General features: G+C 60.0%; 22 protein-coding genes and 2 pseudogenes. 13 read left to right on the top strand and 11 right to left on the bottom strand.

What is annotated here, in order from left to right; all coding sequences use genetic code 11:
* Positions 1–31: 31 nt before the first annotated feature.
* On the bottom strand, positions 32–925 hold the full coding sequence (locus ACVWYU_RS25885) for a LysR family transcriptional regulator ArgP (RefSeq protein ID WP_247257373.1): 894 nt from the start codon (positions 923–925) through the stop codon (positions 32–34).
* Between the two features lie 96 nt (positions 926–1,021).
* On the opposite strand from ACVWYU_RS25885, the gene ACVWYU_RS25880 reads away from it, so the two are divergent.
* The 10 genes from ACVWYU_RS25880 (at position 1,022) to ACVWYU_RS25835 (ending at position 15,054) form a co-directional block, all read left to right on the top strand.
* Positions 1,022–1,423, top strand: coding sequence for an ACT domain-containing protein (locus tag ACVWYU_RS25880; RefSeq protein ID WP_457374045.1), 402 nt, complete (start codon positions 1,022–1,024; stop codon positions 1,421–1,423).
* 5 nt (positions 1,424–1,428) lie between these two features.
* Positions 1,429–2,031 (top strand): LysE/ArgO family amino acid transporter, encoded by a 603-nt coding sequence (locus tag ACVWYU_RS25875; protein WP_457374044.1) that lies wholly within the window; start codon positions 1,429–1,431, stop codon positions 2,029–2,031.
* A 176-nt stretch (positions 2,032–2,207) separates the two neighbouring features.
* Entirely contained in the window at positions 2,208–2,804 is a 597-nt protein-coding gene (locus ACVWYU_RS25870; RefSeq protein ID WP_008156084.1) for a superoxide dismutase, read from the top strand.
* Positions 2,805–3,170: 366 nt separating this feature from the next.
* On the top strand, positions 3,171–5,222 hold the full coding sequence (locus ACVWYU_RS25865; RefSeq protein ID WP_090324858.1) for a putative bifunctional diguanylate cyclase/phosphodiesterase: 2,052 nt from the start codon (positions 3,171–3,173) through the stop codon (positions 5,220–5,222).
* Positions 5,223–5,485: 263 nt separating this feature from the next.
* On the top strand, positions 5,486–6,820 hold the full coding sequence (locus ACVWYU_RS25860; protein ID WP_457374043.1) for an imelysin family protein: 1,335 nt from the start codon (positions 5,486–5,488) through the stop codon (positions 6,818–6,820).
* Positions 6,821–7,028: 208 nt separating this feature from the next.
* A complete protein-coding gene (locus ACVWYU_RS25855) occupies positions 7,029–8,456 on the top strand; it encodes a di-heme oxidoreductase family protein (protein ID WP_457374042.1) in 1,428 nt (475 codons plus the stop codon).
* A gap of 27 nt (positions 8,457–8,483) precedes the next feature.
* Positions 8,484–9,548, top strand: a complete 1,065-nt coding sequence (locus tag ACVWYU_RS25850) for an imelysin family protein (RefSeq protein ID WP_090324862.1) — start codon at positions 8,484–8,486, stop codon at positions 9,546–9,548.
* Positions 9,549–9,562: 14 nt separating this feature from the next.
* On the top strand, positions 9,563–10,663 hold the full coding sequence (locus ACVWYU_RS25845) for a DUF1513 domain-containing protein (protein WP_457374041.1): 1,101 nt from the start codon (positions 9,563–9,565) through the stop codon (positions 10,661–10,663).
* Positions 10,664–10,865: 202 nt separating this feature from the next.
* Positions 10,866–12,014 carry an efflux RND transporter periplasmic adaptor subunit gene (locus tag ACVWYU_RS25840; RefSeq protein ID WP_457374040.1) on the top strand — a complete coding sequence of 383 codons (1,149 nt, stop codon included), beginning with the start codon at positions 10,866–10,868 and terminating at the stop codon, positions 12,012–12,014.
* Positions 12,015–12,027: 13 nt separating this feature from the next.
* Positions 12,028–15,054 carry a multidrug efflux RND transporter permease subunit gene (locus ACVWYU_RS25835; RefSeq protein ID WP_457374039.1) on the top strand — a complete coding sequence of 1,009 codons (3,027 nt, stop codon included), beginning with the start codon at positions 12,028–12,030 and terminating at the stop codon, positions 15,052–15,054.
* An 87-nt stretch (positions 15,055–15,141) separates the two neighbouring features.
* Here ACVWYU_RS25835 and ACVWYU_RS25830 read toward each other — a convergent pair whose 3' ends face one another.
* The 5 genes and pseudogenes from ACVWYU_RS25830 to colR all read right to left on the bottom strand — a co-directional run bounded on the left by ACVWYU_RS25830 (position 15,142) and on the right by colR (position 18,311).
* Positions 15,142–15,369, bottom strand: coding sequence for a hypothetical protein (locus tag ACVWYU_RS25830; RefSeq protein WP_090324868.1), 228 nt, complete (start codon positions 15,367–15,369; stop codon positions 15,142–15,144).
* A 2-nt stretch (positions 15,370–15,371) separates the two neighbouring features.
* Positions 15,372–15,464, bottom strand: a pseudogene (locus tag ACVWYU_RS25825) (lipopolysaccharide kinase InaA family protein); the annotation flags it as partial.
* A 55-nt stretch (positions 15,465–15,519) separates the two neighbouring features.
* Positions 15,520–16,191, bottom strand: a complete 672-nt coding sequence (locus ACVWYU_RS25820; RefSeq protein ID WP_390957168.1) for a class I SAM-dependent methyltransferase — start codon at positions 16,189–16,191, stop codon at positions 15,520–15,522.
* Positions 16,192–16,354: 163 nt separating this feature from the next.
* Positions 16,355–17,638, bottom strand: a complete 1,284-nt coding sequence (locus tag ACVWYU_RS25815; RefSeq protein WP_390957169.1) for a sensor histidine kinase — start codon at positions 17,636–17,638, stop codon at positions 16,355–16,357.
* Positions 17,628–18,311 (bottom strand): two-component system response regulator ColR, encoded by a 684-nt coding sequence (gene colR / locus ACVWYU_RS25810; RefSeq protein ID WP_457374038.1) that lies wholly within the window; start codon positions 18,309–18,311, stop codon positions 17,628–17,630. Before colR ends, ACVWYU_RS25815 begins: the two co-directional genes overlap by 11 nt.
* A gap of 247 nt (positions 18,312–18,558) precedes the next feature.
* Between colR and ACVWYU_RS25805 the strand changes: the two are divergent.
* Both ACVWYU_RS25805 and ACVWYU_RS25800 read left to right on the top strand, forming a co-directional pair.
* Positions 18,559–19,024 (top strand): annotated as a pseudogene (locus tag ACVWYU_RS25805) (sulfatase-like hydrolase/transferase); the annotation flags it as partial.
* A 54-nt stretch (positions 19,025–19,078) separates the two neighbouring features.
* A complete protein-coding gene (locus ACVWYU_RS25800; RefSeq protein ID WP_247257383.1) occupies positions 19,079–19,822 on the top strand; it encodes a phosphatase PAP2 family protein in 744 nt (247 codons plus the stop codon).
* Between the two features lie 153 nt (positions 19,823–19,975).
* On the opposite strand, the gene groL is transcribed toward ACVWYU_RS25800, so the two are convergent.
* The 4 genes from groL to ACVWYU_RS25780 all read right to left on the bottom strand — a co-directional run bounded on the left by groL (position 19,976) and on the right by ACVWYU_RS25780 (position 23,485).
* The gene (gene groL / locus ACVWYU_RS25795) at positions 19,976–21,619 is read right to left on the bottom strand and encodes a chaperonin GroEL (RefSeq protein ID WP_090324874.1); all 1,644 of its coding nucleotides are present in this window, start codon (positions 21,617–21,619) and stop codon (positions 19,976–19,978) included.
* Positions 21,620–21,668: 49 nt separating this feature from the next.
* On the bottom strand, positions 21,669–21,962 hold the full coding sequence (locus ACVWYU_RS25790; protein ID WP_457374037.1) for a co-chaperone GroES: 294 nt from the start codon (positions 21,960–21,962) through the stop codon (positions 21,669–21,671).
* Between the two features lie 248 nt (positions 21,963–22,210).
* Positions 22,211–22,687: an FxsA family protein gene (locus tag ACVWYU_RS25785; RefSeq protein WP_090324876.1), complete on the bottom strand. Its 477-nt coding sequence runs from the start codon at positions 22,685–22,687 to the stop codon at positions 22,211–22,213.
* A gap of 66 nt (positions 22,688–22,753) precedes the next feature.
* Complete coding sequence (locus ACVWYU_RS25780; protein ID WP_457374036.1) at positions 22,754–23,485, bottom strand: HugZ family pyridoxamine 5'-phosphate oxidase; 732 nt, start codon at positions 23,483–23,485, stop codon at positions 22,754–22,756.
* Positions 23,486–23,649: 164 nt separating this feature from the next.
* Between ACVWYU_RS25780 and ACVWYU_RS25775 the strand changes: the two genes are divergently transcribed.
* A complete protein-coding gene (locus ACVWYU_RS25775) occupies positions 23,650–24,408 on the top strand; it encodes an SDR family oxidoreductase (protein WP_247257385.1) in 759 nt (252 codons plus the stop codon).
* A gap of 126 nt (positions 24,409–24,534) precedes the next feature.
* Here ACVWYU_RS25775 and apbC read toward each other — a convergent pair whose 3' ends face one another.
* Positions 24,535–25,629: an iron-sulfur cluster carrier protein ApbC gene (gene apbC, locus ACVWYU_RS25770; RefSeq protein WP_457374035.1), complete on the bottom strand. Its 1,095-nt coding sequence runs from the start codon at positions 25,627–25,629 to the stop codon at positions 24,535–24,537.
* Between the last annotated feature and the right edge of the window lie 176 nt (positions 25,630–25,805).

Here is a 25,805-nt window from a genome sequence, read left to right as displayed (position 1 = left end):
TGCGTATTGCGAGAGGTCTTGACGCTGCCCGTCAGTCCAACGGCACCAGCCATTGTTTCGACGCGCGCACCAATTGATCGGTAAGAAGCCCCAGCAATTGACCGCCATTGCGCCAATGATGCCAGTACAGCGGCACGTCGATCGGTTTATCTGGCAAAAGCTCCAGCAACACACCGCGCTCCAGCTGTTCACGAACCTGCAATTCGGGCACCAGCCCCCAGCCGAGGCCCGCTTCGGTGAGACGGATAAAGCCTTCAGAGGACGGGCATAAATGGTGTTCGAATCCGCCATCGACGCCGAGAGACGCCAGGTATCGATGCTGCAGGAAATCATCCGGGCCAAACACCAGTGCGGGTGTACGAGCCAACTGATCGGCGCGCACACCTTGAGGAAAATGCCGCGCAATAAACGCCGGGCTGGCCAACGCCCGGTAGCGCATCGCCCCCAGCAATACGCTACGGGCGCCCGCCACCGGCCGCTCGCTGGCACAGAGGCATGCAGCCACTTCACCGGCGCGCATGCGTTTAAGGCCCACGGTCTGGTCTTCAACCACCAGATCCATCAACAGATGTTGCTCCGCGCAAAAATCCCCCACGGCCTGCGCCCACCAAGTGGCCAGGCTATCGGCATTGAGGGCGATACGCAGGCGCTCCGGCAGGCCTTCTTCGTCCAGCGCCGGCACCAGGCTCTGCAAATCGCGCTCTAGCAAACGCACCTGCTGCACATGGTTAAGCAGACGCCGGCCGATTTCCGTCGGCGATGGCGGCGTGCCCCGCACCAGCACCGGTTGACCCACTCGCGCTTCGAGCAATTTGATGCGCTGGGAGATGGCCGATTGCGACAACCCCAGCACCTGGGCGGCGCGCTCGAACCCGGCCTGCTCGACCACGGCGGCCAGAGCCGAAAGCAATTTATAGTCGAACATCAGTTTTCCTAATGAGCGATCAGCAAGATTGGTTTTTCTTATACAGCCTGAGACCGGAGAATGACCAGCAAGAACTCTTGAACAAGGAACATCCCCATGGCTGGCGAAACTTCACTGGCAACGCTGCTGCGCAGCATGAGCCCGCAACTCAATGCCGGCGAGTACGTGTTCTGCACCTTGCGCGACGGTCAATTGCCGGCAGGCCTGGACATCATCGGCAGCTTTCGTGAGCAGGAAGGTCTGACCGTGATTCTCGAACGTTCCCGCGCCGAGCAGGCCGGTTTCGCTTTCGATTACGTCGCGGCCTGGATCACCCTCAATGTGCATTCAGCCCTCGAAGCCGTCGGCCTGACCGCCGCATTCGCCACGGCACTGGGCCAGGCCGGCATCAGTTGCAACGTGATCGCCGGCTATTACCACGACCATTTGTTCGTCGGCCAGGCCGATGCCGAACGCGCCATGCAAGTGCTGCGTGATCTGGCAGCCAACGCGGAGTAATCATTATGTGGCAAAGCTATGTGAACGGCCTGCTGGTGGCCTTCGGACTGATCATGGCGATCGGTACCCAGAATGCGTTTGTGCTGGCCCAAAGCCTGCGTCGGGAACACCACCTGCCGGTGGCGGCACTCTGTGTGGCCTGCGACGCGTTATTGGTGGCCGCCGGGGTTTTCGGCCTGGCGACGGTACTGGCGCAAAACCCGACCTTGCTGGCCGTCGCCCGCTGGGGTGGCGCGGCGTTTCTGGTGTGGTATGGCAGCCAGGCGTTGCGTCGGGCCTGCTCGAAACAAAGCCTGCAACAGGGTGGAAACCAGACCGTTCGCTCGCTGCGGGCGGTCATGCTCAGCGCGCTGGCGGTGACCCTGCTCAACCCGCACGTCTACCTGGATACCGTGCTGCTGATCGGCTCCCTCGGCGCCCAGCAGACAGAGCCCGGCGCCTATGTGGTGGGGGCGGCCAGTGCCTCGTTGCTGTGGTTTTTCACCCTGGCGCTCGGCGCGGCATGGTTGGCGCCCTGGCTGGCTCGCCCCAGTACCTGGCGCATTCTTGACCTGTTGGTGGCCGTGATGATGTTTGCCGTAGCGCTGCAACTGATTACCGCCGGGTGATTTATTCCAAACAGCTCTGGAACCTCTATTCCACACAGTTGTTGCGTGGTTATGCCGCACCCCCGGTGCTATGATCCGAGACCTGCGCCGCAAAGAGTACAAACTCCCCGGCGCTAGTCTGGCCGCCCGTGATCGGCCTTGCGCTCACCGCACCTGACCTGATTAGGAGATCCACCATGGCTTTCGAATTGCCGCCACTGCCTTACGCACACGATGCACTGCAGCCGCACATTTCCAAGGAAACTCTGGAATACCACCACGACAAGCACCACAACACCTACGTCGTGAACCTGAACAACCTGGTGCCAGGCACCGAGTTCGAAGGCAAGACCCTGGAAGAAATCGTCAAGTCTTCCTCTGGCGGTATCTTCAACAACGCCGCTCAGGTCTGGAATCACACTTTCTACTGGAACTGCCTGGCGCCAAACGCCGGCGGTCAACCAACCGGCGCTCTGGCTGAAGCCATCAACGCTGCTTTCGGTTCGTTCGACAAGTTCAAGGAAGAGTTCAGCAAGACTTCCATCGGCACCTTCGGTTCCGGTTGGGGCTGGCTGGTGAAAAAGGCTGACGGTTCCCTGGCCCTGGCCAGCACCATCGGCGCCGGCAACCCGCTGACCAACGGCGACACCCCGCTGCTGACCTGCGACGTCTGGGAACACGCTTACTACATCGACTACCGCAACCTGCGTCCGAAGTACGTCGAAGCGTTCTGGAACCTGGTCAACTGGAAATTCGTAGCTGAGCAGTTCGAAGGCAAAACCTTCACCGCCTAAGCTTGATGCCCAGTCAAAAAACCCGGCTTTTTAGCCGGGTTTTTTTATGGGGCACAGGTGAGCCACGCAGCGATGGGGCCGCCTTCGCTGGCAAGCCAGCGCCTCCAGAGAAACCCGCGTTTGCACCCTTGCTCCAGCGCCACAGCCGTCTAACATCAACAAGAAGGAAAATATCTCGCCCCCCTCCCTCAAGTTGAAGGACTCGACAACCGAAACAGTACTCATCGGGCAGTAACTCCAGCAACAGCATTTCGGCCAAGCTGCAGGCAAAATTCCGCAAGGTGAATTGTCCCTTTGACTGCCATCGCGGGATTGCCAATACTCATGGCAACTTGATGCTACCCGCACGGAACAAGGAATAACCCTTTGAAGCTGGAACTCAAGAACAGCTTGTCGGTGAAGTTGCTCCGGGTCGTGCTCCTGTCGGCATTGATCGTCGGCGTGGTCTTGAGCTGCGCGCAGATCGTTTTCGATGCTTATAAAACACGCCAGGCCGTCGCAGCCGATGCCCAACGCATCCTCGACATGTTCCGCGACCCTTCGACCCAGGCCGTCTACAGCCTGGACCGGGAGATGGGCATGCAGGTTATCGAGGGACTGTTTCAGGATGATGCCGTGCGCCAGGCCTCCATCGGCCATCCCAATGAAGCCATGCTCGCGCAAAAATCACGCGAGTTGCAGCACTCCAGGAGCCGATGGCTGACCGATCTGATCCTGGGCAAGGAGCGCACCTACACCACCCAACTGGTGGGTCGCGGCCCCTATAGCGAGTATTACGGCGACCTGAGCATCACCCTCGACACCGCCACCTACGGGCAAGGTTTCATCGTCAGTTCGGTGATCATCTTCATTTCCGGCGTGTTGCGCGCCCTGGCGATGGGCCTGGTGCTGTACCTGGTCTATCACTGGCTGCTGACCAAACCCTTGTCGCGGATTATCGAGCACCTGACCGAAATCAATCCGGACCGCCCCAGCGAACACAAGATCCCGCAGCTCAAGGGCCACGAGAAAAACGAACTGGGTATCTGGATCAATACCGCCAACCAGTTGCTGGAATCCATTGAGCGCAACACCCACTTGCGCCACGAGGCGGAAAACAGCCTGCTGCGCATGGCCCAGTACGATTTCCTCACCGGCCTGCCCAACCGCCAGCAATTGCAAACGCAACTGGACAAGATCCTCGTCGACGCCGGCAAATTACAGCGGCGGGTCGCCGTACTGTGCGTCGGTCTGGATGATTTCAAGGGCATCAACGAACAGTTCAGCTACCAGACCGGCGACCAGTTGCTGCTGGCCCTTGCCGATCGTCTGCGGGGACACAGCGGTCGCCTCGGCGCTCTGGCCCGTCTGGGCGGCGACCAGTTCGCCCTGGTCCAGGCCGATATCGAGCAACCCTACGAAGCCGCGGAGCTGGCGCAAAGCATCCTCGACGACCTGGAAGCGGCGTTTGCCCTTGATCATCAGGAAATCCGCCTGCGCGCCACCATCGGCATCACCCTCTTCCCCGAAGATGGCGACAGCACCGAGAAACTGCTGCAAAAGGCCGAGCAGACCATGACCCTGGCCAAGACTCGCTCGCGCAATCGCTATCAGTTCTATATCGCCAGCGTCGACACCGAGATGCGGCGCCGTCGCGAACTGGAGAAAGACTTGCGCGACGCCCTCATCCGCGGGCAGTTCTACCTCGTCTATCAACCGCAAATCAGCTATCGCGATCACCGGGTAGTGGGCGTGGAAGCGTTGATTCGCTGGCAGCATCCCGAGCACGGGCTGGTTCCACCCGACTTGTTCATTCCGCTGGCCGAACAGAACGGCACCATCATCGCCATCGGCGAGTGGGTGCTGGATCAGGCCTGCAAACAACTGCGCGACTGGCATGACCAGGGGTTCAGCGAGCTGCGCATGGCGGTGAACCTGTCCACCGTGCAACTGCATCACGCCGAGCTGCCGCGGGTGGTCAACAACCTGCTGCAAATGTACCGACTGCCACCGCGTAGCCTGGAGCTGGAAGTCACCGAAACCGGCCTGATGGAAGACATCAGCACCGCCGCCCAGCACTTGCTCAGCCTGCGCCGTTCCGGCGCGCTGATTGCGATCGATGACTTCGGAACCGGTTATTCATCGCTGAGCTATCTGAAAAGCCTGCCCCTGGACAAGATCAAGATCGACAAGAGCTTCGTTCAGGACCTGCTCGATGACGACGACGATGCAACCATCGTTCGCGCCATCATCCAGTTAGGCAAGAGCCTGGGCATGCAGGTGATTGCCGAAGGTGTGGAAACCGCCGAACAGGAGGCTTACATCATTTCCGAAGGCTGCCACGAAGGTCAGGGTTATCACTACAGCAAACCGCTGCCGGCGCGGGAACTGGGCGCTTACTTGAAACAGGCCCAGCGCAGCAACGCCGCTATCTTGTGATCGGGTATCAAACGCGCCTCGCTCACCACGTTAGGCGCGAGCTTGCGATGGACGTCAACGATGACGTGGGCTGTCTGAAAGAATGCAATGCCGGGACGCTGATCGTGAGCAAGCTGACTCCTGCAGGGTGGAGTGTGCTCCGGTGCGAATAAGAAATATTTTCAAGAACGACCTTTACACATAATGCGAAAGATTTGCATTATGTCGCAGTTTTGCGCGCCGGGCGCGCCCTACCACCCCCCTTTCGAAGCAGGATGTTCGCCATGATTCGTATGCCTCTGGCTACCGCCAGTCTGTTGGCCATCGCAATTTCCCTCGCCGGTTGCGGTGAAGGCAAAGACAAGGAAAAAACTGCTGCCCCCGCGCCGGCTTCCAGCACTGCCGTCGCGCCGGCCGCTGTGGGCAACGTCGACGAAGCCGCGGCCAAAGCCGTTGTCGCGCATTACGCTGACATGGTTTTTGCTGTTTACAGCGATGCCGAATCCACCGCGAAAACCCTGCAGAGCGCCGTCGACGCCTTCCTCGCCAAGCCGAACGCCGACACCCTGAAAGCGGCCAGGGCCGCCTGGGTTGCAGCCCGCGTTCCTTACCTGCAGAGCGAAGTGTTCCGCTTCGGCAATACCATCATCGACGACTGGGAAGGTCAGGTGAACGCCTGGCCACTGGACGAAGGCCTGATCGACTACGTCGACAAATCCTACGAGCATGCCCTGGGTAACCCCGGCGCCACCGCCAACATCATCGCCAACCCTGAAATTCAGATCGGTGAAGACAAGGTCGACGTGAAAGACATCACCCCGGAAAAACTCGCCAGCCTGAACGAGTTGGGCGGTTCCGAAGCGAACGTCGCCACCGGCTACCACGCCATCGAATTCCTGCTCTGGGGCCAGGACTTGAACGGCACCGGCCCTGGCGCCGGCAACCGTCCTGCCTCGGACTACCTGGAGGGCGCCGGTGCCACTGGCGGCCACAACGATCGCCGTCGCGCCTACCTCAAAGCCGTGACCCAACTGCTGGTCAGCGACCTTGAAGAAATGGTCGGGAACTGGAAGCCGAACGTGGCCGACAACTACCGCGCCACCCTGGAAGCGGAACCGGCTGAAACCGGCCTGCGTAAAATGCTGTTCGGCATGGGCAGCCTGTCCCTGGGCGAACTGGCGGGCGAGCGCATGAAGGTTTCCCTGGAAGCCAACTCCCCTGAAGACGAGCAGGACTGCTTCAGCGACAACACCCATAACTCGCACTTCTACGATGCCAAAGGTATCCGTAACGTTTACCTGGGCGAGTACACCCGCACCGACGGCACCAAAATGACCGGCGCCAGCCTGTCGTCCCTGGTGGCCAAGGCCGACCCCGCCGCCGACGCCGCACTGAAAGCCGACCTGGCCGCCACCGAAGCCAAGATCCAGATCATGGTTGATCACGCCAACAAGGGTGAGCACTACGATCAGTTGATCGCGGCCGGTAACACCGCTGGCAACCAGATCGTACGTGATGCCATTGCCGCCCTGGTCAAGCAGACCGGTTCGATCGAAACCGCCGCTGGCAAACTGGGCATCAAGGATCTGAACCCGGACAACGCTGATCACGAGTTCTGATCAACGCTGGCTGCAAAAAAGGCGACCTTCGGGTCGCCTTCTTGCCTGAATTTTCAGTGATGTTGATGACCCGACTTGCCCGTGATGGCCGTGACGCGGTCTCACCCGAATCCTGCCCCACATCAAGTAAACGATAATTCCTCTTATTCAAATTCCCATCCCCTGTTAGACTTTGCGCCCTTGTTTTGCTCGTCTTGCAGGATGTCTGATGCCCCCGCTGCCTCTTCGCTTGTCCGCACTGTTCCTGGCCCTGGGCCTGAGTGCCTGCGATGACGCCCCGCGTTTTACCAAGGCCGAACCCGGTGAAGCCCGGTCGGGGGGCAGCGCTACCGTACGCAAGACCGATCAGAACGCCTTTTCCCTGCCCTCCGCCAACCTGCCACCCTCGCGGCGCGTGGACTTCAGTGTCGGTAACAGTTTCTTCCGCAGCCCCTGGGTGATCGCCCCGTCGACCACCACCGCCCGCGACGGCCTCGGCCCGCTGTTCAACACCAATGCCTGCCAGGGCTGCCATATCAAGGATGGCCGCGGCCATCCGCCGGGGCCCGATGCGCCGAATGCCGTGTCGATGCTGGTACGCCTGTCGATCCCCGATGCCCCGGCCTACGCCAAAATCATCGAGCAACAGGGTGTCGTGCCGGAGCCGGTGTACGGCGGGCAGTTCCAGGACATGGCGATCCCCGGTGTCGCGCCGGAAGGCAAGGTACGTGTCGATTACACGCCCGTACCGATTCGCTTCAACGACGGCACCGAAATCGAGCTGCGCAAGCCGAGCCTGAGCATCACTCAATTGGGCTACGGCCCGATGCACCCTGACACCCGTTTCTCGGCCCGCGTCGCGCCGCCGATGATCGGCCTGGGCTTGCTGGAGGCGATTCCCGAAGAGGCCATCCTGGCCAATGCCGCTGCTCAGGCCAGGGACAACAACGGCATCGCCGGACGCCCGAACCGGGTATGGGATGACGCGCAACGCCAAACCGTCCTCGGGCGGTTTGGCTGGAAGGCCGGGCAACCGAATCTCAATCAACAGAACGTTCATGCGTTTTCGGGGGACATGGGCCTCACGACCAGCCTGCGCCCCTTTGATGACTGCACCGATGCGCAAACGGCCTGCAAGCAGGCGCCCAGTGGCAACGGCCCCGATGGCGAACCGGAAGTCAGCGACAACATCCTGCGCCTGATGCTGTTCTACACCCGAAACCTTGCCGTACCGGCCCGCCGCGATGTCAGCGCACCTGAAGTGCTGGCCGGCAAGAACCTGTTTTTCCAGGCCGGCTGCCAGTCTTGCCACACACCGAAATACACCACCGCCGCCAATGCCGCCGAACCTGAGCTGGCCAATCAAGTGATTCGCCCTTACAGCGACCTGCTGCTGCATGACATGGGCGAAGGTCTGGCCGACCACCGCAGTGAATTTCAGGCCGGTGGCCGCGACTGGCGCACGCCGCCGTTGTGGGGCATCGGCCTGACGCAAGCGGTCAGTGGCCACACCCAGTTCCTGCACGACGGCCGCGCCCGCAATCTGCTTGAAGCCGTGCTCTGGCATGGCGGCGAAGCCAAGGCGGCGCAGCAACAGGTTTTGACTTTCAATGCCGAGCAGCGCGCTGCGTTGCTGGCGTTTCTGAATTCCCTTTAATACGCATTCTTCCAGCGGGAGCCCGACATGTTCCGTCCCAAATTGTTGTTCACCAGCCTTGCCGCGCTAGCCTTGGGCGCTTGTTCGCCACAGGACCCGCAGGCCGTCACTTCGGCAGCCATCGCCAAATCGGTGATCCTGCCGACCTACACCCGCTGGGTCGAAGCCGACCGGCAACTGGCCGTCAGCGCCCTCGCCTACTGTGAAGGCAAGGAGTCCCTGGACACCGCCCGCGCCGATTTCCTGCACGCACAAAAAGCCTGGGCCGAGCTGCAACCGCTGCTGATCGGCCCGCTGGCCGAGGGCAACCGTTCGTGGCAGGTGCAATTCTGGCCGGACAAGAAAAACCTGGTCGGCCGTCAGGTCGAGCAACTGGTCACTGCACAACCGCAGATCGACGCCGCCGCCCTGGCCAAATCCAGCGTCGTGGTGCAAGGTTTGTCGGCCTACGAATACATTCTGTTCGACAGCAAGCCGGACATGGCCAACGCCGAACAGAAGGCCAAATACTGCCCATTGCTGATCGCGATTGGCGAGCGTCAAAAACAACTGGCCGAAGAAATTCTCAAGAGCTGGAACAACACCGACGGCATGCTCGCGCAGATGAGCAAATTCCCGAACCAGCGCTATGCCGATTCCCACGAAGCCATCGCCGATCTGCTGCGTGTGCAAGTCACCGCCATCGACACCTTGAAGAAAAAGCTCGGCACGCCGATGGGCCGCCAGAGCAAAGGCGTTCCGCAACCGTTCCTGGCTGATGCCTGGCGCAGCCAGTCTTCCCTGACCGGTCTCGAAGCCAGCCTCGCTGCCGCCAAGACCGTCTGGGAAGGTGTCGATAACAAGGGTCTGCGCAGCCTGCTGCCGAGCGAGCAAAAGCCTTTGGCCGACAAGATCGACGCTGCCTACGCCGCGTCTTTGAAACTGTTTGCCAGCACCCAGCGTTCGCTGACCGAAATGCTCGCTGACGACGCCGGTCGCCAGCAACTCAACGATCTCTATGACAGCCTCAACACCGTCCACCGTCTGCACGAGGGCGAACTGGCCAAGGCGCTGGGCATCCAACTGGGCTTCAACGCCAACGACGGTGACTGATGAGGGCGACTGCCATGCTGCGACGTCAGGCTTTGACTTTAGGTAGTTTGCTGCTCGGAGCAGTGACACTGGGCGGCTGGACGCTGTTCAAGCAAAAGGACAAAAGCCCGCTGCTGCTCTCGGCACGGGACGACACCGATGGCCAGCACTACGCCGTCGGTTATCGGCTGGACGGCACCCGGGTGTTTGCCACCCAGGTTGGCCAGCGCTGCCACGACATCATCAATCACCCGACACTGCCGATGGCGCTGTTCGTCGCCCGGCGTCCGGGCACCGAGAGCTATTTGATCGACTTGCGCGACGGCACGCTGCTGCAAACCGTGACATCGCAACCGAACCGGCACTTCTACGGTCACGCCGTGATTCACAAGAGTGGCGACTGGCTCTACGCCACCGAGAACGACACGACCGATCCCGGTCGCGGCTTGCTCGGTGTGTATAAGTTCGAAGGCGAACGGCTGGTGCATGCCGGTGAGATATCCACCCATGGCCTGGGCCCGCATCAGGTGTCGTGGATGCCCGACGGGGAAACCCTGGTGGTGGCCAACGGCGGGATTCGTACCGAGGCCGAAAGCCGCGTCGACATGAACCTCGACGCCATGGAGCCGAGCCTGGTCCTGATGCAACGGGACGGCACCCTGCTGAGCAAGGAAACCCTGGCCCAGCAAATGAACAGCGTGCGGCACCTGGCCATTGCCAGCGACGGCACCATCGTTGCCGGCCAGCAATTCATGGGGCCTGCCCACGAGTCCTCGGAGCTGCTGGCGATCAAGCGTCCGGGCCAACCGTTCGTGGCGTTCCCGGTGCCCGAGCATCAACTGCAGGCCATGGGGCATTACACCGCCAGCGTCGCGGTGCACAGTGATTTACGGCTGGTGGCCTTGACCGCGCCAAGGGGCAACCGCTTTTTCATTTGGGACCTGGACAGCGGCGAAGTGCGCCTGGACGCACCTCTTCCGGATTGCGCAGGGGTCGGCGCGGTGGCCGATGGTTTTGTCGTGACCTCGGGCCAGGGTCGATGCCGTTACTACGATTGCCGCCAGACCAATCTGGTTGCAAAACCGCTGGAGCTGCCCGCGGGGCTCTGGGACAACCATCTGCATCTGATGACCTGAACATTCCCTTGCAGGAGCTGGCTTGTCGGGTCGCCCCATCGCAGCGAAGGCATCAGAAAGATCGCCGCGAATCCAGCGACCCCTTCGCCGGCAAGCCGGCTCCTACGGTTCGCCCCCCTCTGAAACATCCATTGGAATCACCCTCTGAGTCGGGGTAAGGTTCCCGTCTGTCTCACCTGATTTTCTCCAAGGAACTGGAAATATGCTGCGTCGCCGCATGCTGATCATGTTGGGTGTTGTTCTGTTGATCGTGCTGGTCCTGGCCGGTTACAAAGCCTTCTCCATCTACACGATGATTCAAGGCTTCGCTGCGCCAAAACCACCGATCAGTGTCGCCGTGGCCACCGCCACCGAACAGCCGTGGCAGGCGCGTCTGCCGACCGTCGGCACACTCAAGGCATTACAGGGCGTGGACCTGAGTCTGGAGACCGACGGTACTGTCGTCGAGCTACAGTTCGAGTCAGGGCAGAAGGTCAAGGCCGGCCAACCCCTGCTGCGACTCGACAGCGCGGTGGAAAGTGCCCTGCTCGAAACCGCCCAGGCCGACCTGGGGCTGGCCCAACTCGATTACGGTCGCGGTAGCCAACTGGTAGGCAGCCAGGCCATTTCCAAAGGCGAGTTCGACCGACTCTCGGCAGTCCTGAAAAAGAGCAAAGCCACGGTCAATCAGCTCAAGGCGGCGCTGAGCAAGAAAAGCATCCTGGCACCGTTCAGCGGAACCATCGGCATACGTCAGGTCGACGTCGGCGACTATGTGGCCAGCGGCACCATGATCGCCACCCTGCAAGACCTCAGCAGCCTGTATGTCGACTTTTTCGTGCCCGAGCAGTCCGTGCCGAAAATCGCCATCGGCCAGCCGGTTGAAGTCATTGTCTCGGCTTATCCGACCCGGACCTTCCCCGGCACGATCAGTGCGATCAACCCGAAACTCGAGAACAGCACCCGCAACATGCAGGTCCGTGCGACGCTGGCCAACCCGGACGGCAAGTTGCTGCCGGGGATGTTCGCCAGTCTCCAGGTGATGCTGCCCGACCCGCAGGCGCACATTGTCGTGCCGGAAAGCGCGATTACCTACACGTTGTACGGTAACTCTCTGTATGTGGTCGCCCAGAAAAAGGCCGAAGACGGCAGCGTGGAAAAGGACGACAAAGGCCAGCCGGTCCTGATCGCCGAACGGCGTTTCATCGAAACCGGCGAGCGCCGTGACGGGCTGGTATTGATCACCAAAGGCGTGCAGAACGGCGAAAAAGTGGTTACAGCCGGCCAGATCAAACTGGACAACGGTGCGCACATCGCCATCAGCGACGACAAGACCCTAGCCGAGAAGATCAGTCAGCCGCGCGCTGACTGATCAAGGAACCCCCATGGCTTTTACCGATCCGTTCATCCGCCGCCCGGTGCTTGCCACCGTGGTCAGCCTGTTGATCGTACTGCTGGGCTTTCAGGCCTGGAGCAAGCTGCCGCTGCGTCAGTACCCGCAAATGGAAAATGCCCTGATCACCGTCACCACGGCCTATCCGGGGGCAAACGCCGAGACCATCCAGGGCTACATCACCCAACCGATGCAACAGAGCCTGGCCAGCGCCGAAGGCATCGACTACATGACGTCGGTCAGTCGCCAGAACTTCTCGGTGGTCTCGATCTACGCGCGCGTCGGCTCAAACAGCGATCGACTGTTCACCGAACTGCTGGCCAAGGCCAATGAGGTCAAGAACCGCCTGCCCCAGGACGCCGAAGATCCGGTCCTGAGCAAGCAGGCGGCCGACGCCTCGGCGTTGATGTACATCAGTTTCTTCAGCAAGGAGCTGAGCAACCCGCAGATTACCGACTATCTGTCGCGGGTCATCCAGCCGAAACTGGCAACCCTGCCGGGCATGGCCGAAGCCGAGATTCTCGGCAACCAGGTGTTCGCCATGCGCCTGTGGCTTGACCCGGTGAAGCTCGCCGGCTTCGGTCTGAGCGCCAGCGACGTGACCGATGCGGTGCGCAAGTACAACTTTCTTTCTGCCGCCGGTGAAGTGAAAGGCGAGTACGTCGTCACCAGCATCAACGCCAACACCGAACTCAAGTCCGCCGAGGCTTTCGCCGCGATCCCGCTCAAGGTCGAAGGCGACAGCCGTGTGCTGCTCCGGGATGTGGCGCGGGTCGAGATGGGGGCGGAAAACTACGACACCATCAGCTCTTTCGGTGGCACGCCCTCGGTGTACATCGGCATCAAGGCGACACCCGGTGCCAACCCGCTGGACGTGATCAAGGAAGTGCGCAAGATCATGCCGGACCTGCAAGCCCAGCTACCGCCGAATCTCAAGGGCGAAATTGCCTACGACGCCACACTGTTCATTCAGGCCTCAATCAATGAGGTCATCAAAACCCTGTTCGAAGCGGTGCTGATCGTGATCGTGGTCGTGTTCCTGTTCCTCGGTGCGCTGCGTTCGGTGGTGATCCCGGTGGTCACCATCCCGCTGTCGATGATCGGGGTGATGTTCTTCATGCAGATGATGGGGTACTCGATCAACCTGCTGACCCTGCTGGCAATGGTATTGGCCATCGGTCTGGTGGTGGATGACGCCATCGTGGTGGTGGAAAACATTCACCGCCACATCGAGGAAGGCAAGACGCCGCTGGACGCGGCCATCGAGGGCGCCCGGGAAATCGCCATGCCGGTGGTCTCGATGACCATCACCCTGGCAGCGGTGTATGCGCCGATCGGCTTCCTGACCGGTCTCACCGGAGCGCTGTTCAAGGAGTTCGCGCTGACCCTCGCCGGCGCGGTGGTCATCTCCGGCGTCGTCGCCCTGACGCTGTCGCCGATGATGTGCGCCCTGCTGCTGCGCCACGATGAAAACCCCAGCGGCCTGGCCCATCGCCTGGACAGGATTTTCGAAGGCCTGAAGCGCCGTTACCAAAGCATGCTGCACGGCACGCTCAACACCCGCCCGGTGGTGCTGGTGTTCGCCGTGATCGTGCTGTGCCTGATTCCGGCGCTGCTCAAGTTCACCAAATCGGAACTGGCACCGGATGAAGACCAGGGCATCATTTTCATGCTGGCCAATGCCCCGCAACCGACCAACCTTGACTACCTGAGCGCCTACACCGACGAGTTCATCACGATCTTCAAGGCGTTTCCCGAGTACTACTCTTCGTTCCAGATCAACGGCTTCAATGGCGTGCAATCCGGGGTCGGCGGCTTCCTGCTCAAGCCCTGGAACGAGCGCCACCGGACCCAGATGCAAATTCTGCCCGAGGTCCAGGCGAAACTGGCGGGCATCGCCGGGCTGCAGGTCTTCGGTTTCAACCTGCCGTCCCTCCCCGGCACTGGCGAGGGCCTGCCCTTCCAGTTCGTCATCAACACCGCCAACGATTACGAGTTGCTGCTGCAGGTGATGGACCGGGTGAAAAAGCGCGCGATGGAGTCCGGCAAGTTCGCTTTCGTCGATGTCGACCTGGCCTTCGACAAGCCAGAGGTCGTCGTGGATATCGATCGCGCCAAGGCGGCCCAGATGGGCGTGTCGATGCAGGACCTGGGCGGCACACTGGCCACCTTGCTGGGTGAAGCGGAAATCAACCGGTTCACCATCGAGGGTCGCAGCTACAAAGTCATTGCCCAGGTCGAACGAGCATTTCGCGATAACCCTGATTGGCTGAACAACTATTACGTCAAGAACAGCAAGGGTGAACTGCTGGCTCTGTCGACCCTGATCAGCGTGACTGATCGAGCGCGCCCTCGGCAATTGAACCAGTTCCAGCAACTCAACTCGGCCATTCTTTCCGGAGTGCCGCTGGTCAGCATGGGCGAAGCCATTGATGCCGTGCGCCAGATCGCCCGGGAAGAAGCCCCGGCGGGATTTGCCGTCGACTATGCCGGCGCATCGCGCCAATACGTGCAGGAAGGCAGTGCGCTGTGGGTCACCTTTGCCTTGGCATTGGCGATCATTTTCCTGGTGCTGGCCGCCCAGTTCGAAAGCTTCCGCGACCCGTTGGTGATTCTGGTCACGGTGCCGCTGTCGATCTGCGGCGCGTTGCTTCCGCTATTCCTCGGCTGGTCGAGCATGAACATCTACACCCAGGTCGGCCTGGTGACACTGATCGGTCTGATCAGCAAGCACGGGATCCTGATCGTCGAGTTCGCCAACCAGTTGCGCAAGGATAAAGGCCTGACACCCCGCGAGGCCGTAGAGGAAGCCGCAGCCATTCGTCTGCGCCCGGTGCTGATGACGACCGCCGCCATGGTTTTCGGCATGGTGCCGTTGATCATCGCCACGGGCGCGGGCGCAGTCAGCCGCTTCGATATCGGTACGGTGATCGCAACGGGGATGTCCATCGGAACGCTGTTTACGCTGTTTGTGTTGCCTTGCGTGTACACCTTGCTGGCTAAAACCGACAAGCGCTGATGCGAACGGTCGTTCCAACGCTCGGTGCGGGAACAGCAAAAAAAAGGCCTCGCACTTGCGAGGCCTTTTACCTGGGCTTCATTCTGTTCAACTTTGCGGCTTCAATCCCTGAGAGAGTCCGAACATGAACAGCAATAAATCATGGTCGGGATGGGTTGCCACGGATGCCTTGGCAACTCGCGGCAACGGACAATGGTCGTCACCGTGTACCGAGCTGAGAACTTGCATGCGGGGCTGCTCCCAGGCCGCCACCGCCAGTGAAGCGACTGCCAAGGCTCCCAGCAGAAACAAACCTCGCGCAACTTCGAGTTTCATCGCTATAAACCTTTGATAGCGCTGCCAAACGCCGTCTTGTAAAAGTAGTCGAGTTTGTTCCTGTCTGCCGTGCTGAACGACGAGTGGCGACGTACTTCAGGGGCCTGGGGTGCGATGTCCATTCCTGCTGCACTTTGCACTGCCATGCGGTCACCTCTTGCGTAAAACATAAACTCTCCACATGGAATAGAGCGGTAAAAAGTCCAGTTGTTCCTGAATCTGGAAACCGGCCTGTTCAAATTCGTTTTCTACAGTCGCGGCCGATAACACAAATCGGTTTTGGTAACCCTTCTGTCCACGGGCTTTCTCCGCGCGCTTGCGTTTCCAGGCTTTGAAATTGCCGTCCACCCATAACGAAAGGATCACGCTGTCGCGGGTCACGCGCACGAGTTCACGCAAGATGGCCAACCGATGCTCGGTTTCGCCGATGTGATGGAACAGACGCATGCAAAAAATGCTGTCAACGGCGTTATCAGGCAAGGCGATATCGAATGGGGACGTCTGCAAGGTCTGTACGCGTTTGACCACGTCGACCGGTTGCGCCTGCATGGCGATCTGCAGCAGGGCCTTGGAGTTGTCGGCACCGATGATCACGCGGTTGGTTTTTTCTGCCAGCAATGGCCAGTAGCGCCCCGCGCCGCAGGGCAAATCGAGAACCAGCCCCGGATCGCCCGCCAGCGCCAGAGCCTTGCGTGCCAATTGCTCGTCCCGCCAGTGGGACAGACGGCGCCCAAGCCCATCCGTTTGCTTGCGCAGGGTTCGTTGAGCGTGCTGGTCGTCATACTTCTCGGAGAACGCCAGCTTGATCGGGCCATCTGCCATTATCAAAGACTCCTGCTCTCGTGGTACCGACCACCATAGGTAGGGACTTGTCGGCGTCAGGTCATGCCTTTGTGAAAAAAACAGTTAAGTGAAACGCCAAATCATTTCGAAGTTTTACTGGATAACGTTTTGCTGAATAACCAGGAAGGGCCGTGAAGAGGGATCAGTTCACAGTCGAGGCCTTCAACTGCACTTCAAAACGACAGCCATTGGGTTCCATGGTCGTCAGGCTGACGCTCCAGCCCTGGTTTTCGCAAATTCGCTGGACCAAAGACAGCCCAAGCCCAAGGCCCTCACCGCGCTTTTCGGTGCCCCGGACGAAAGGTTCGAACATGGCTTCACGTTTTTCTTCGGGAATGCCGACGCCACTGTCCTCGACCAGGAACCCATTACTCGTGAGCGTCAAGCGGATGAACCCGTGCTCGGTGTAATGCAGCGCGTTTCGCAGCAGGTTGCCCATGACCGCGTGCAGGAGCGTGGCGTTGTAACCGGTGGCGGGTGGGTTACCCGGCTCGAAGATCAACTCGAGCCCCTTCTCCTCGATCGGCTCGCGCCACAGATTGAGTAGCCCATCGGCCACCTGACGAACGGATTGCTGTGGCGCCATGCTGGCGTCTTCACGCTGAGCGCGGGCCAGCATCAGGAAGGTCTGAACCAGTTCGCGCATCTCCTCACACGCGCGAGCAATGCGTTCGACCTGAGCACGGCCACGCTGATCGATCCCGGGATTTTCCAACAACAACTCGCAGGAACTGGCCAGCACCATCAAGGGCGTACGCAGTTCGTGGCTGACGTCACTGGTAAACAGCCGCTCCCGGGTCAATGCCTGCCGCAGCCGTCCAAGCGTGGCGTCGAAAGCCACCGCCAGCTCGCCCACTTCGTCGGCGGCGTAATCCGGCGCCAGAGGCGGCGCCAAACCCAACAGTTGGTCACGATGACGTACCTGACGGGCCAGGCGCACCACCGGTGCCATTACCTTGCGCGCCAGGACCCAGCCGAGGAAAACCGCCAGCGCCAGGCTGAGCACGAAGCCCACCAGCACCACGGCAAACAGGACCCGTTCGCGCTCTTCGAAGTCGCTCTGGTCCTTCAACAGCACATACCGCCGTCCGTCGACAATTTCGACTATCGCGTGGTACGACAGATTCTCGCGGAACACTTCGTGAAAACCCGCGTCCAGGTGCCGCAGATCCCTGGGCAGCTCGAAGTCGCCATGCCCGCCACTGAAATAGAACAACTGGTCCGGTTCAGGGCGATGGCGCCATTCCTCGATGTTGTCCATCAGTAACAGGCGTTGCAGGTCGCCACCCAGGCTTGCCGAAATCAGCTTTGCCTCCACCAGGTGTACGGTGGCGATAATGCCGATGGCAAAGGCGCCCGCCACCAATGCGCTCATCAACGCGAAGGCAATGATGATGCGTTGGGAAAGGCTCTGTTTAAACTCCATCACGGCCCTCGGCCAAGCGGTAACCCACGCCGTGCACCGTTTGCAGCAACGGCTTGGCGAACGGCTTGTCGATCACTTGACGCAACTGATGAACGTGGCTACGCAGACTGTCACTGTCCGGGCAGTCATCGCCCCACAGTGCTTCTTCGAGTATTTCCCGGCGCAGCACATGAGGGCTTTTCTGCATCAGCACAGCGAGCAACTTCAGGCCCACTGGATTGAGCTTGAGCAAGCGACCCTGGCGCGTGACTTCCAGCGTATCGAGGTCGTAGCTCAAGTCGCCGACCTGCAAGGTGCGGCGACCTCCACCCTGGGTACGGCGCATGACCGCCTCAATGCGCGCGGCCAGTTCTGACAGGGCAAAGGGCTTGATCAGGTAATCATCGGCACCGGACTTGAAGCCTTGCAGCCGGTCATCCAGTTGATCGCGTGCGGTGAGCATGATCACCGGCGTATCGCGACGGGCGTCTTCGCGAAGGCGTTTGCACAAGGTGTAGCCGTCGATACCGGGCAGCATGATGTCGAGCACGATCAAGTCGTAATGTTCGGTGGCCGCCAGGTGCAGGCCCGACAAACCGTCCTGCGCGCAATCCACGGTGTAACCCTTGAGCCCCAGGTAATCAGCCAGATTGGCGAGGATATCGCGGTTGTCTTCAACCAATAAAATTCGCATCGGCATCTCCTCCGTATACAGTAACCGCCGTCTTGGCCCGCGCAGCTTAAGGCCAAGTGTTGCTCACGGCTAGGGCCGCAGGACGCAGAGTCGACTTACGCGACCAAAGCAGCCAATTTACGAGTTTTTCACCCCCGAGTCACAAGCCCGCGACCGCGCCGCAAGCTGGTCGTGATTGGACATAAGGAATAGTGCGCTGGGCCTATTGATCGCCTCCGGTCTGAGTGCTCACTGCTTGCCCCTCGCGCCGTTCCTGCTGCAATTGATGACGACGTCCAACCATTGCCCCTGAACCTATCCAGACAACCGGATCGACATCAAATCCGGTAATGGCTGCGATGGCGCGGTGAAGTACACTGACCAGGCTATTGGCGAGTTTCTCGATCAGGCTCGCAAAAAGCCCCGGTTCGACAATACAATCTCTATCCTCGTCGCCGACCTTACCGCCGGCAGCACATGCTGCCGCCGAGCGTCGTCGTTGGCCATTATCAGCATCTGGGCCTGTTCGACGGCAAAAACCTGGCGATTCTGAGTCCCCGTCAGAGGCTGCGGCGTCACGATGAAGATTGACCGAGAGTCGCGAATCCACGGCCACTGACCCGCTGATCAACCAGGCAATCACCGATTACCAAACCGCCGGTTATGGCTACAAGCAACAGCTGCTTGACTGGAAAGCGCCCATGGAGGGCACCGATCAAGTCAGCGAACGTTAACCGAAAGGCCCCGGGCTGATGCCCCGGGGCTTTTTCAATTGTTCAGGATCCATCATGTCATCAACCGTTGTCCGCCCTGCCTCTCGCCCGCTCAATTTTTGGGTGTGCCTGGGCGTTCCCGCCATCACGGCGCTCATTCTTGTCCTGCTGGAACTGACTTCCCTGGACATGGATCTCGCCAGATTGTTCTATGACCCGGTAGCCGGTGAGTTCATCGGCAAGCACAGCTACTTCCTGGAAAACATCTTGCACGACCGCGCCAAGCAAGTGGTCATCGCGTTTTCGGTGTTCGCCATCCTCGGTTTCATTGCTTCGTTCTTTATGGTCAAACTCAAGCCGCTCAAACGGGAACTGGGTTGCCTGGTGCTGTCCCTGGGTTTGGCGACCTCTTTTGTCACCCCGATGAAAGCGGTGACGGCGGTGCAATGCCCGTGGAGTCTTGAGCAATTCGGCGGGCACGAGACCTACAGTGAATTGTTGAGCCCTCGCCCGCACACCGATAAACCGGGTCGCTGCTGGCCCGGCGGTCATGCGGCAACCGGCTTCACACTGTTTGCCCTGTTCTTCGTATTGCGCGACCGTCGGCCGCGCATGGCGCGCGCTGCGCTTGCCTTCGCCTTTGCCCTGGGCTCGGTGTTTTCCATCGGCAGGATGATGCAGGGTGCACACTTTTTCTCGCACAACGTGTGGACGGCAGTTTTCTGCTGGCTGATCTGTTTGGGGTCGTATTACTACATTCTTTATCGGCCAGCGATGAAGGCGCAACGCGAGGCAAAGGCAGCACCGGTCAGATCCTGATCGGACGCCATCGCGGGCACACCGCGCACCCACACTGGAGCGCGGCCTGCCCGCGGTGGTGGCGACGCGATCTACCGAGTCTCCAATGTGAAGCCAATAAAAAACCCCGCCTGCTTTCGCAGGCGGGGTTTTTTCGTACGGGGTAAGGCTGGCTTACATCATGCCGCCCATGCCGCCCATGCCGCCCATGTCTGGCATGCCGCCGCCAGCTGGTGCGTCTTCCTTGATCTCGGCGATCATGGCTTCGGTGGTGATCATCAGGCTGGCAATCGACGAAGCCGCTTGCAGAGCCGAACGAGTCACTTTGGCCGGGTCCAGGATACCCATTTCGATCATGTCGCCGTATTCGCCGGTCGCGGCGTTGTAACCGAAGTTACCTGCGCCTTGCTTGACCTTGTCGACTACAACGCTTGGCTCGTCGCCGGAGTTGGCAACGATCTGACGCAGCGGCGCTTCTACAGCGCGACGCAGCAACTGGATGCCCACGTTCTGGTCATCGTTGTCGCCTTTCAGCTCGCTGATGGCTTGCAGGGCACGAACCAGTGCCACGCCGCCGCCAGGTACCACGCCTTCTTCAACGGCTGCACGGGTAGCGTGCAGGGCGTCTTCAACGCGGGCTTTCTTCTCTTTCATTTCTACTTCGGAGCCAGCGCCAACCTTGATCACTGCTACGCCGCCGGACAGCTTGGCCAGACGCTCTTGCAGTTTTTCACGGTCGTAGTCCGAGGAAGTTTCAGCAACCTGGGCGCGAATCTGGGTGATGCGCGCTTCGATGTCGCCTTGTACGCCAGCACCGTCAACGATGATGGTGTTTTCCTTGGACAGGGTGACGCGCTTGGCATTACCCAGGTGCTCCAGGGTAGTGCTTTCCAGGCTCAGACCGATCTCTTCGGAGATCACGGTACCGCCGGTCAGAACAGCGATGTCCTGCAGCATGGCCTTGCGACGGTCGCCGAAGCCTGGAGCCTTGACGGCTGCGACTTTAACGATGCCACGCATGTTGTTCACAACCAGAGTCGCCAGGGCTTCGCCTTCAACGTCTTCGGCCACGATCAGCAGTGGACGGCCGGCTTTGGCAACGGCTTCCAGCACTGGCAGCATTTCGCGGATGTTCGAGATTTTCTTGTCGACCAGCAGGATCAGCGGACCGTCGAGTTCGGCAGTCATGGTTTCCGGCTTGTTGACGAAGTACGGGGACAGGTAGCCACGGTCGAACTGCATGCCTTCTACAACCGACAGTTCGTTTTCCAGGCCCGAGCCTTCTTCAACGGTGATCACGCCTTCTTTACCGACTTTTTCCATGGCTTCGGCAATGATGTCGCCGATGGAGCTGTCGGAGTTGGCGGAGATGGTGCCGACCTGAGCGATTGCCTTGGTGTCAGCGCATGGCTTGGACAGGCCTTTCAGTTCTTTGACGATCGCGATGGTCGCTTTGTCGATACCGCGCTTCAGGTCCATCGGGTTCATGCCGGCAGCGACGGCTTTCAGGCCTTCGTTGACGATCGATTGAGCCAGAACGGTAGCGGTGGTGGTGCCGTCGCCCGCGTCATCGTTGGCACGGGAGGCAACGTCTTTGACCAGCTGCGCGCCCATGTTTTCGAAACGGTCTTTCAGTTCGATTTCTTTGGCTACGGAAACGCCATCCTTGGTGATGGTCGGAGCGCCGAAGCTCTTCTCGATGATCACGTTACGGCCTTTCGGGCCCAGGGTCGCTTTTACTGCGTCGGCCAGGACGTTAACGCCGGTCAGCATTTTCTTGCGGGCGGAATCGCCGAATTTAACTTCTTTAGCAGCCATGATCGATATTCCTTAAATACTTTGTAGTAGCGGGAAAATGAGCGGGGAATCAGCCTTCGACAACAGCGAGGATTTCGTTCTCGCTCATTACCAGCAGGTCTTCGCCATCGACTTTCACAGTGTTGCTGCCGGAGTAAGGACCGAACACAACCTTGTCGCCCACTTTCACGGACAGTGCACGCACTTCACCGTTTTCCAGTACGCGGCCGTTGCCTACAGCGAGGATTTCGCCGCTGTTGGCTTTTTCAGCAGCCGAACCTGGCAGGACGATACCGCCAGCGGTTTTCTTTTCTTCTTCGCTGCGACGGATGACGACGCGGTCATGCAGAGGACGAAGCTTCATTGTCGATCTCTCCTAATTGTGGTTTTCATCGGCCGGTGTGGTCCCGGCGGGTTTAACAAAGTCCGGCGGTGCCGGGTGCGGTTCGTCGAGCGAACCGCGGAAGTCTGTCTGGCTTATCACCAGAAACCTTGCGGTGACCGTTACATAAGGGCGCATAAGGTTATTACAAGGGCGGCGATCGAAAAAATTTCATCTCGATGCTCCGCAAACGAACACGGCACCCGAAGGTGCCGTGTCGATATAGGGCGTTACTTGGTATCGCGGTGTTCGAATTCGCCTTCGATCACGTTGGGCTCGCGGCCCAACGGTTCGCGTGGCGCAGGGCCGCCGCGGGACTGAAGGTCATCGGCGAAGGCGCGTTGACGGATCGCTTGTTCCTCGGCGCGCTGACGCATTTTGTTGGCCACCAGCCGACGGGAGAGCGGCAGCAGCATGATCAGACCCAGCACGTCGGTGACGAAGCCGGGCAGGATCAACAGACCGCCAGCCAGGGCCAGCATCAGACCTTCGAGCATGGTCTGGGCGGGCAGTTCGCCTCGATTCAGACTTTCACGGGCACGCAACGCAGTTGCCAGGCCGGCGATCCGCAGCACGAACACGCCGAGCATCGAGCCGAGAATGATCAGCAGCAGGGCCGGGAAAAACCCGATCGCCCCGGCCACCTTGACGAAAACGAACAGCTCCAAAACCGGGAGCAGTACAAAGAGCAACAGAAAAGGGCGCATCAAATGGTTCCTCAACGCAAGAATGCCTTGCCAGTAATCCCTAGATGACGTCGCCGTTTCGTGAATTCAAGCGTCGGCTACTTCATTTTTCGGCCAATGCTCGGCGTGAGCCAGGAAAACCAAGGCTTCGCGAACTTGTGTCGGCGTATTACACAGTGCCGGGAATGCCAGCCAGTAGAGTCCCTGGCCAATGCGCAGATGCATGCCCTCACTGTCGATGCCAACCATCTGTGCCGCTACGGTTTTCGGCAATCCGCTCAAATCGACGTAATGGGCAATGGCCTTGGCGTGATCGGCATTCATGTGTTCGACCATGCTCACTTCGGCCTTGCCGGCAAAAGGGTTGACCAGGGTCAGTTCGTTGACCCAGTGAATGGCGCCGAAACCGCCGATGTAACGATGGCGCACGGGCTTGAGCACCCAGAAATCGAAATCATGGGCCTGATGATAGTTCTGCGATTCAGGAAAATAGCGATAGTAACGTTCAGCGGCCGCTTCGATGGCCGCCTCGTCCTCAAGCTGTTGCGCCTCAGCCAGGTAAGTCAGACGGCCGACGGCTTGTACATCTTCAGCCCCACGCTCCCCGACAAAGAGCGAGCATTTCGGGTCTTTTTGCAGGTTATGGGTGTGCTGGGCGATACGGCTGATGAGGATCAGCGGCCGGCCCTGCTCGTCCAGGCAATAAGGAACCACGGAACCGAATGGAAAACCGGGCATCGCTTTGGAGTGCGTGGAGAGCACCCCACGGTATTCCTTGAGCAGCAATTCTCGTGCATGCTTGGCAGCTTCAACGCTCAATTTATGACTCCTTATATAGAATCCGTCACAAAAGCGGACAGGCGATCGCCAATAGATCCAGATCGCCATCGGGGCAGTTCTCATGTGCAGCCAGGCCACGTCGGGCGCAGATCGAGAGGCTCTCTACAAGGAAACCACTCCAGACCTGCTACCGGGGCATGCGAATGCAACTCACTGACAAAGTAATCATTATCACTGGCGGTTGCCAGGGTTTAGGCCGCTCCATGGCCGAGTATTTCGCCGACAAGGGCGCAAAACTGGCGCTGGTGGACCTTAACCAGGACAAGCTCGACGACGCCGTGGCGGCCTGCAAGGCCAAGGGTGTCGAAGCCCGCGCCTACCTGTGCAACGTCGCCAACGAAGAACAAGTGACTCACATGGTGGCCCAGGTCGCCGAAGACTTCGGCGCGATCCATGGACTGATCAATAACGCCGGGATCCTGCGTGACGGCCTGCTGCTCAAGGTCAAGGATGGCGAAATGACCAAGATGAGCCTGGCCCAATGGCAAGCGGTCATCGACGTCAACCTGACCGGTGTGTTCCTGTGCACCCGTGAAGTCGCGGCGAAAATGGTCGAGCTGAAGAACAGCGGCGCGATCATCAATATCTCCTCGATTTCCCGTGCCGGCAACGTCGGTCAGACCAACTACTCCGCCGCCAAGGCCGGTGTTGCAGCCGCCACCGTGACCTGGGCCAAGGAACTGGCGCGCTACGGCATTCGTGTCGCCGGCATTGCGCCAGGCTTTATCGAAACCGAAATGACCCTGGGCATGAAACCGGAAGCGCTGGAGAAGATGACGTCTGGAATTCCGCTCAAGCGCATGGGCAAACCGCAAGAGATCGCCCATTCGGCGGTGTACATCTTCGAGAACGACTACTACACCGGGCGGATCCTGGAAATGGATGGCGGGTTGCGCATCTAAAGCCCACGCAAAACAACGGTAGGAGCGAGTTTGCTCGCGATGGACTTGATGGCGATGCGTTTTTCCAGAAAAAACGCGTCATCGTTTACGTCCATCGCGAGCAGGCTCGCTCCTACAGACCGCACATCAATCGTCGCTGACAGTGATGTTCGGCATCGCCGGCGTCGCAGCTTCCTGCAACACGATGCGCGCGCCGACATGGCGGGCGAGCTCCTGGTAGACCAGCGCAATCGGGCTGTCCGGCTCGGCGATCACCGTTGGCTTGCCACCGTCGGCCTGTTCACGGATAGCCATCGCCAGCGGCAATGAGGCCAGCAGTTCAACGCCATACTGGTTGGCCAACTTCACACCACCGCCCTCACCGAACAGATGCTCGGCATGTCCGCAGTTGGAGCAGATGTGCACGGCCATGTTTTCCACCACGCCGAGCACCGGAATGTTCACTTTGCGGAACATTTCCACGCCCTTGCGCGCGTCGAGCAAGGCCAGGTCTTGCGGCGTGGTAACGATCACCGCACCGGCCACAGGGACTTTCTGCGCCAGCGTCAGCTGGATGTCACCGGTGCCTGGCGGCATGTCGATCACCAGGTAATCCAGATCGCCCCATGCGGTCTGTGTCACCAGTTGCAACAAGGCACCGGAGACCATCGGCCCACGCCAGACCATCGGCGTGTTGTCGTCGGTCAGGAACGCCATGGACATCACTTCGACACCATGGGACTGGATCGGCACGAACCATTTCTGATCCTTGATCTGCGGCCGGATGCCTTCGGCGATGCCGAACATGATGCCCTGGCTTGGACCGTAAATGTCCGCATCCAGAATGCCCACTTTGGCGCCTTCGCGAGCCAGCGCCAATGCCAGGTTGGCAGCAGTGGTGGATTTGCCCACGCCCCCCTTGCCGGACGCCACGGCGACCACGTTCTTGACGTTGGCCAGGCCGGGAATCTGAGCCTGGGCCTTGTGCGCGGCAATCACGCTGGTGATCTCGACACGCGCAGTCGTCACGCCGTCCAGGCCTTCGATAGCCATCTGCAACATTTGCGCCCAGCCACTTTTGAACAGGCCGGCGGCATAGCCCAGTTCGAGCTGGACGCTGACGCGGTCGCCAGCAATATCGATGCTGCGCACACATCCGGCGCTGACCGGGTCCTGGTTCAGATAAGGGTCGGTGTACTGGCGAAGAACGGCTTCCACCGCTGCGCGATTGACGGCGCTCATGGGCAACTCCGATAACAAGACTGGAAAATCAGGCGGGTATCCTACGCCGGACACGGATTTGTGGCGAGGCTGGAAAGTTGCCTGTGGCGAGAGGGCTTGCCCCCCGTTGGGGCGCGAAGCGGCCCCGAATAAACCCACACCGTGTTCAAGACTTGACTCATTCGCCTTCTCGCAGC

This window comes from Pseudomonas sp. TE12234 (genome assembly GCF_054061835.1).
The sequence above is the reverse complement of the archived record's forward strand: the minus strand, read 5'-3'. Positions and strand labels throughout refer to the sequence as shown.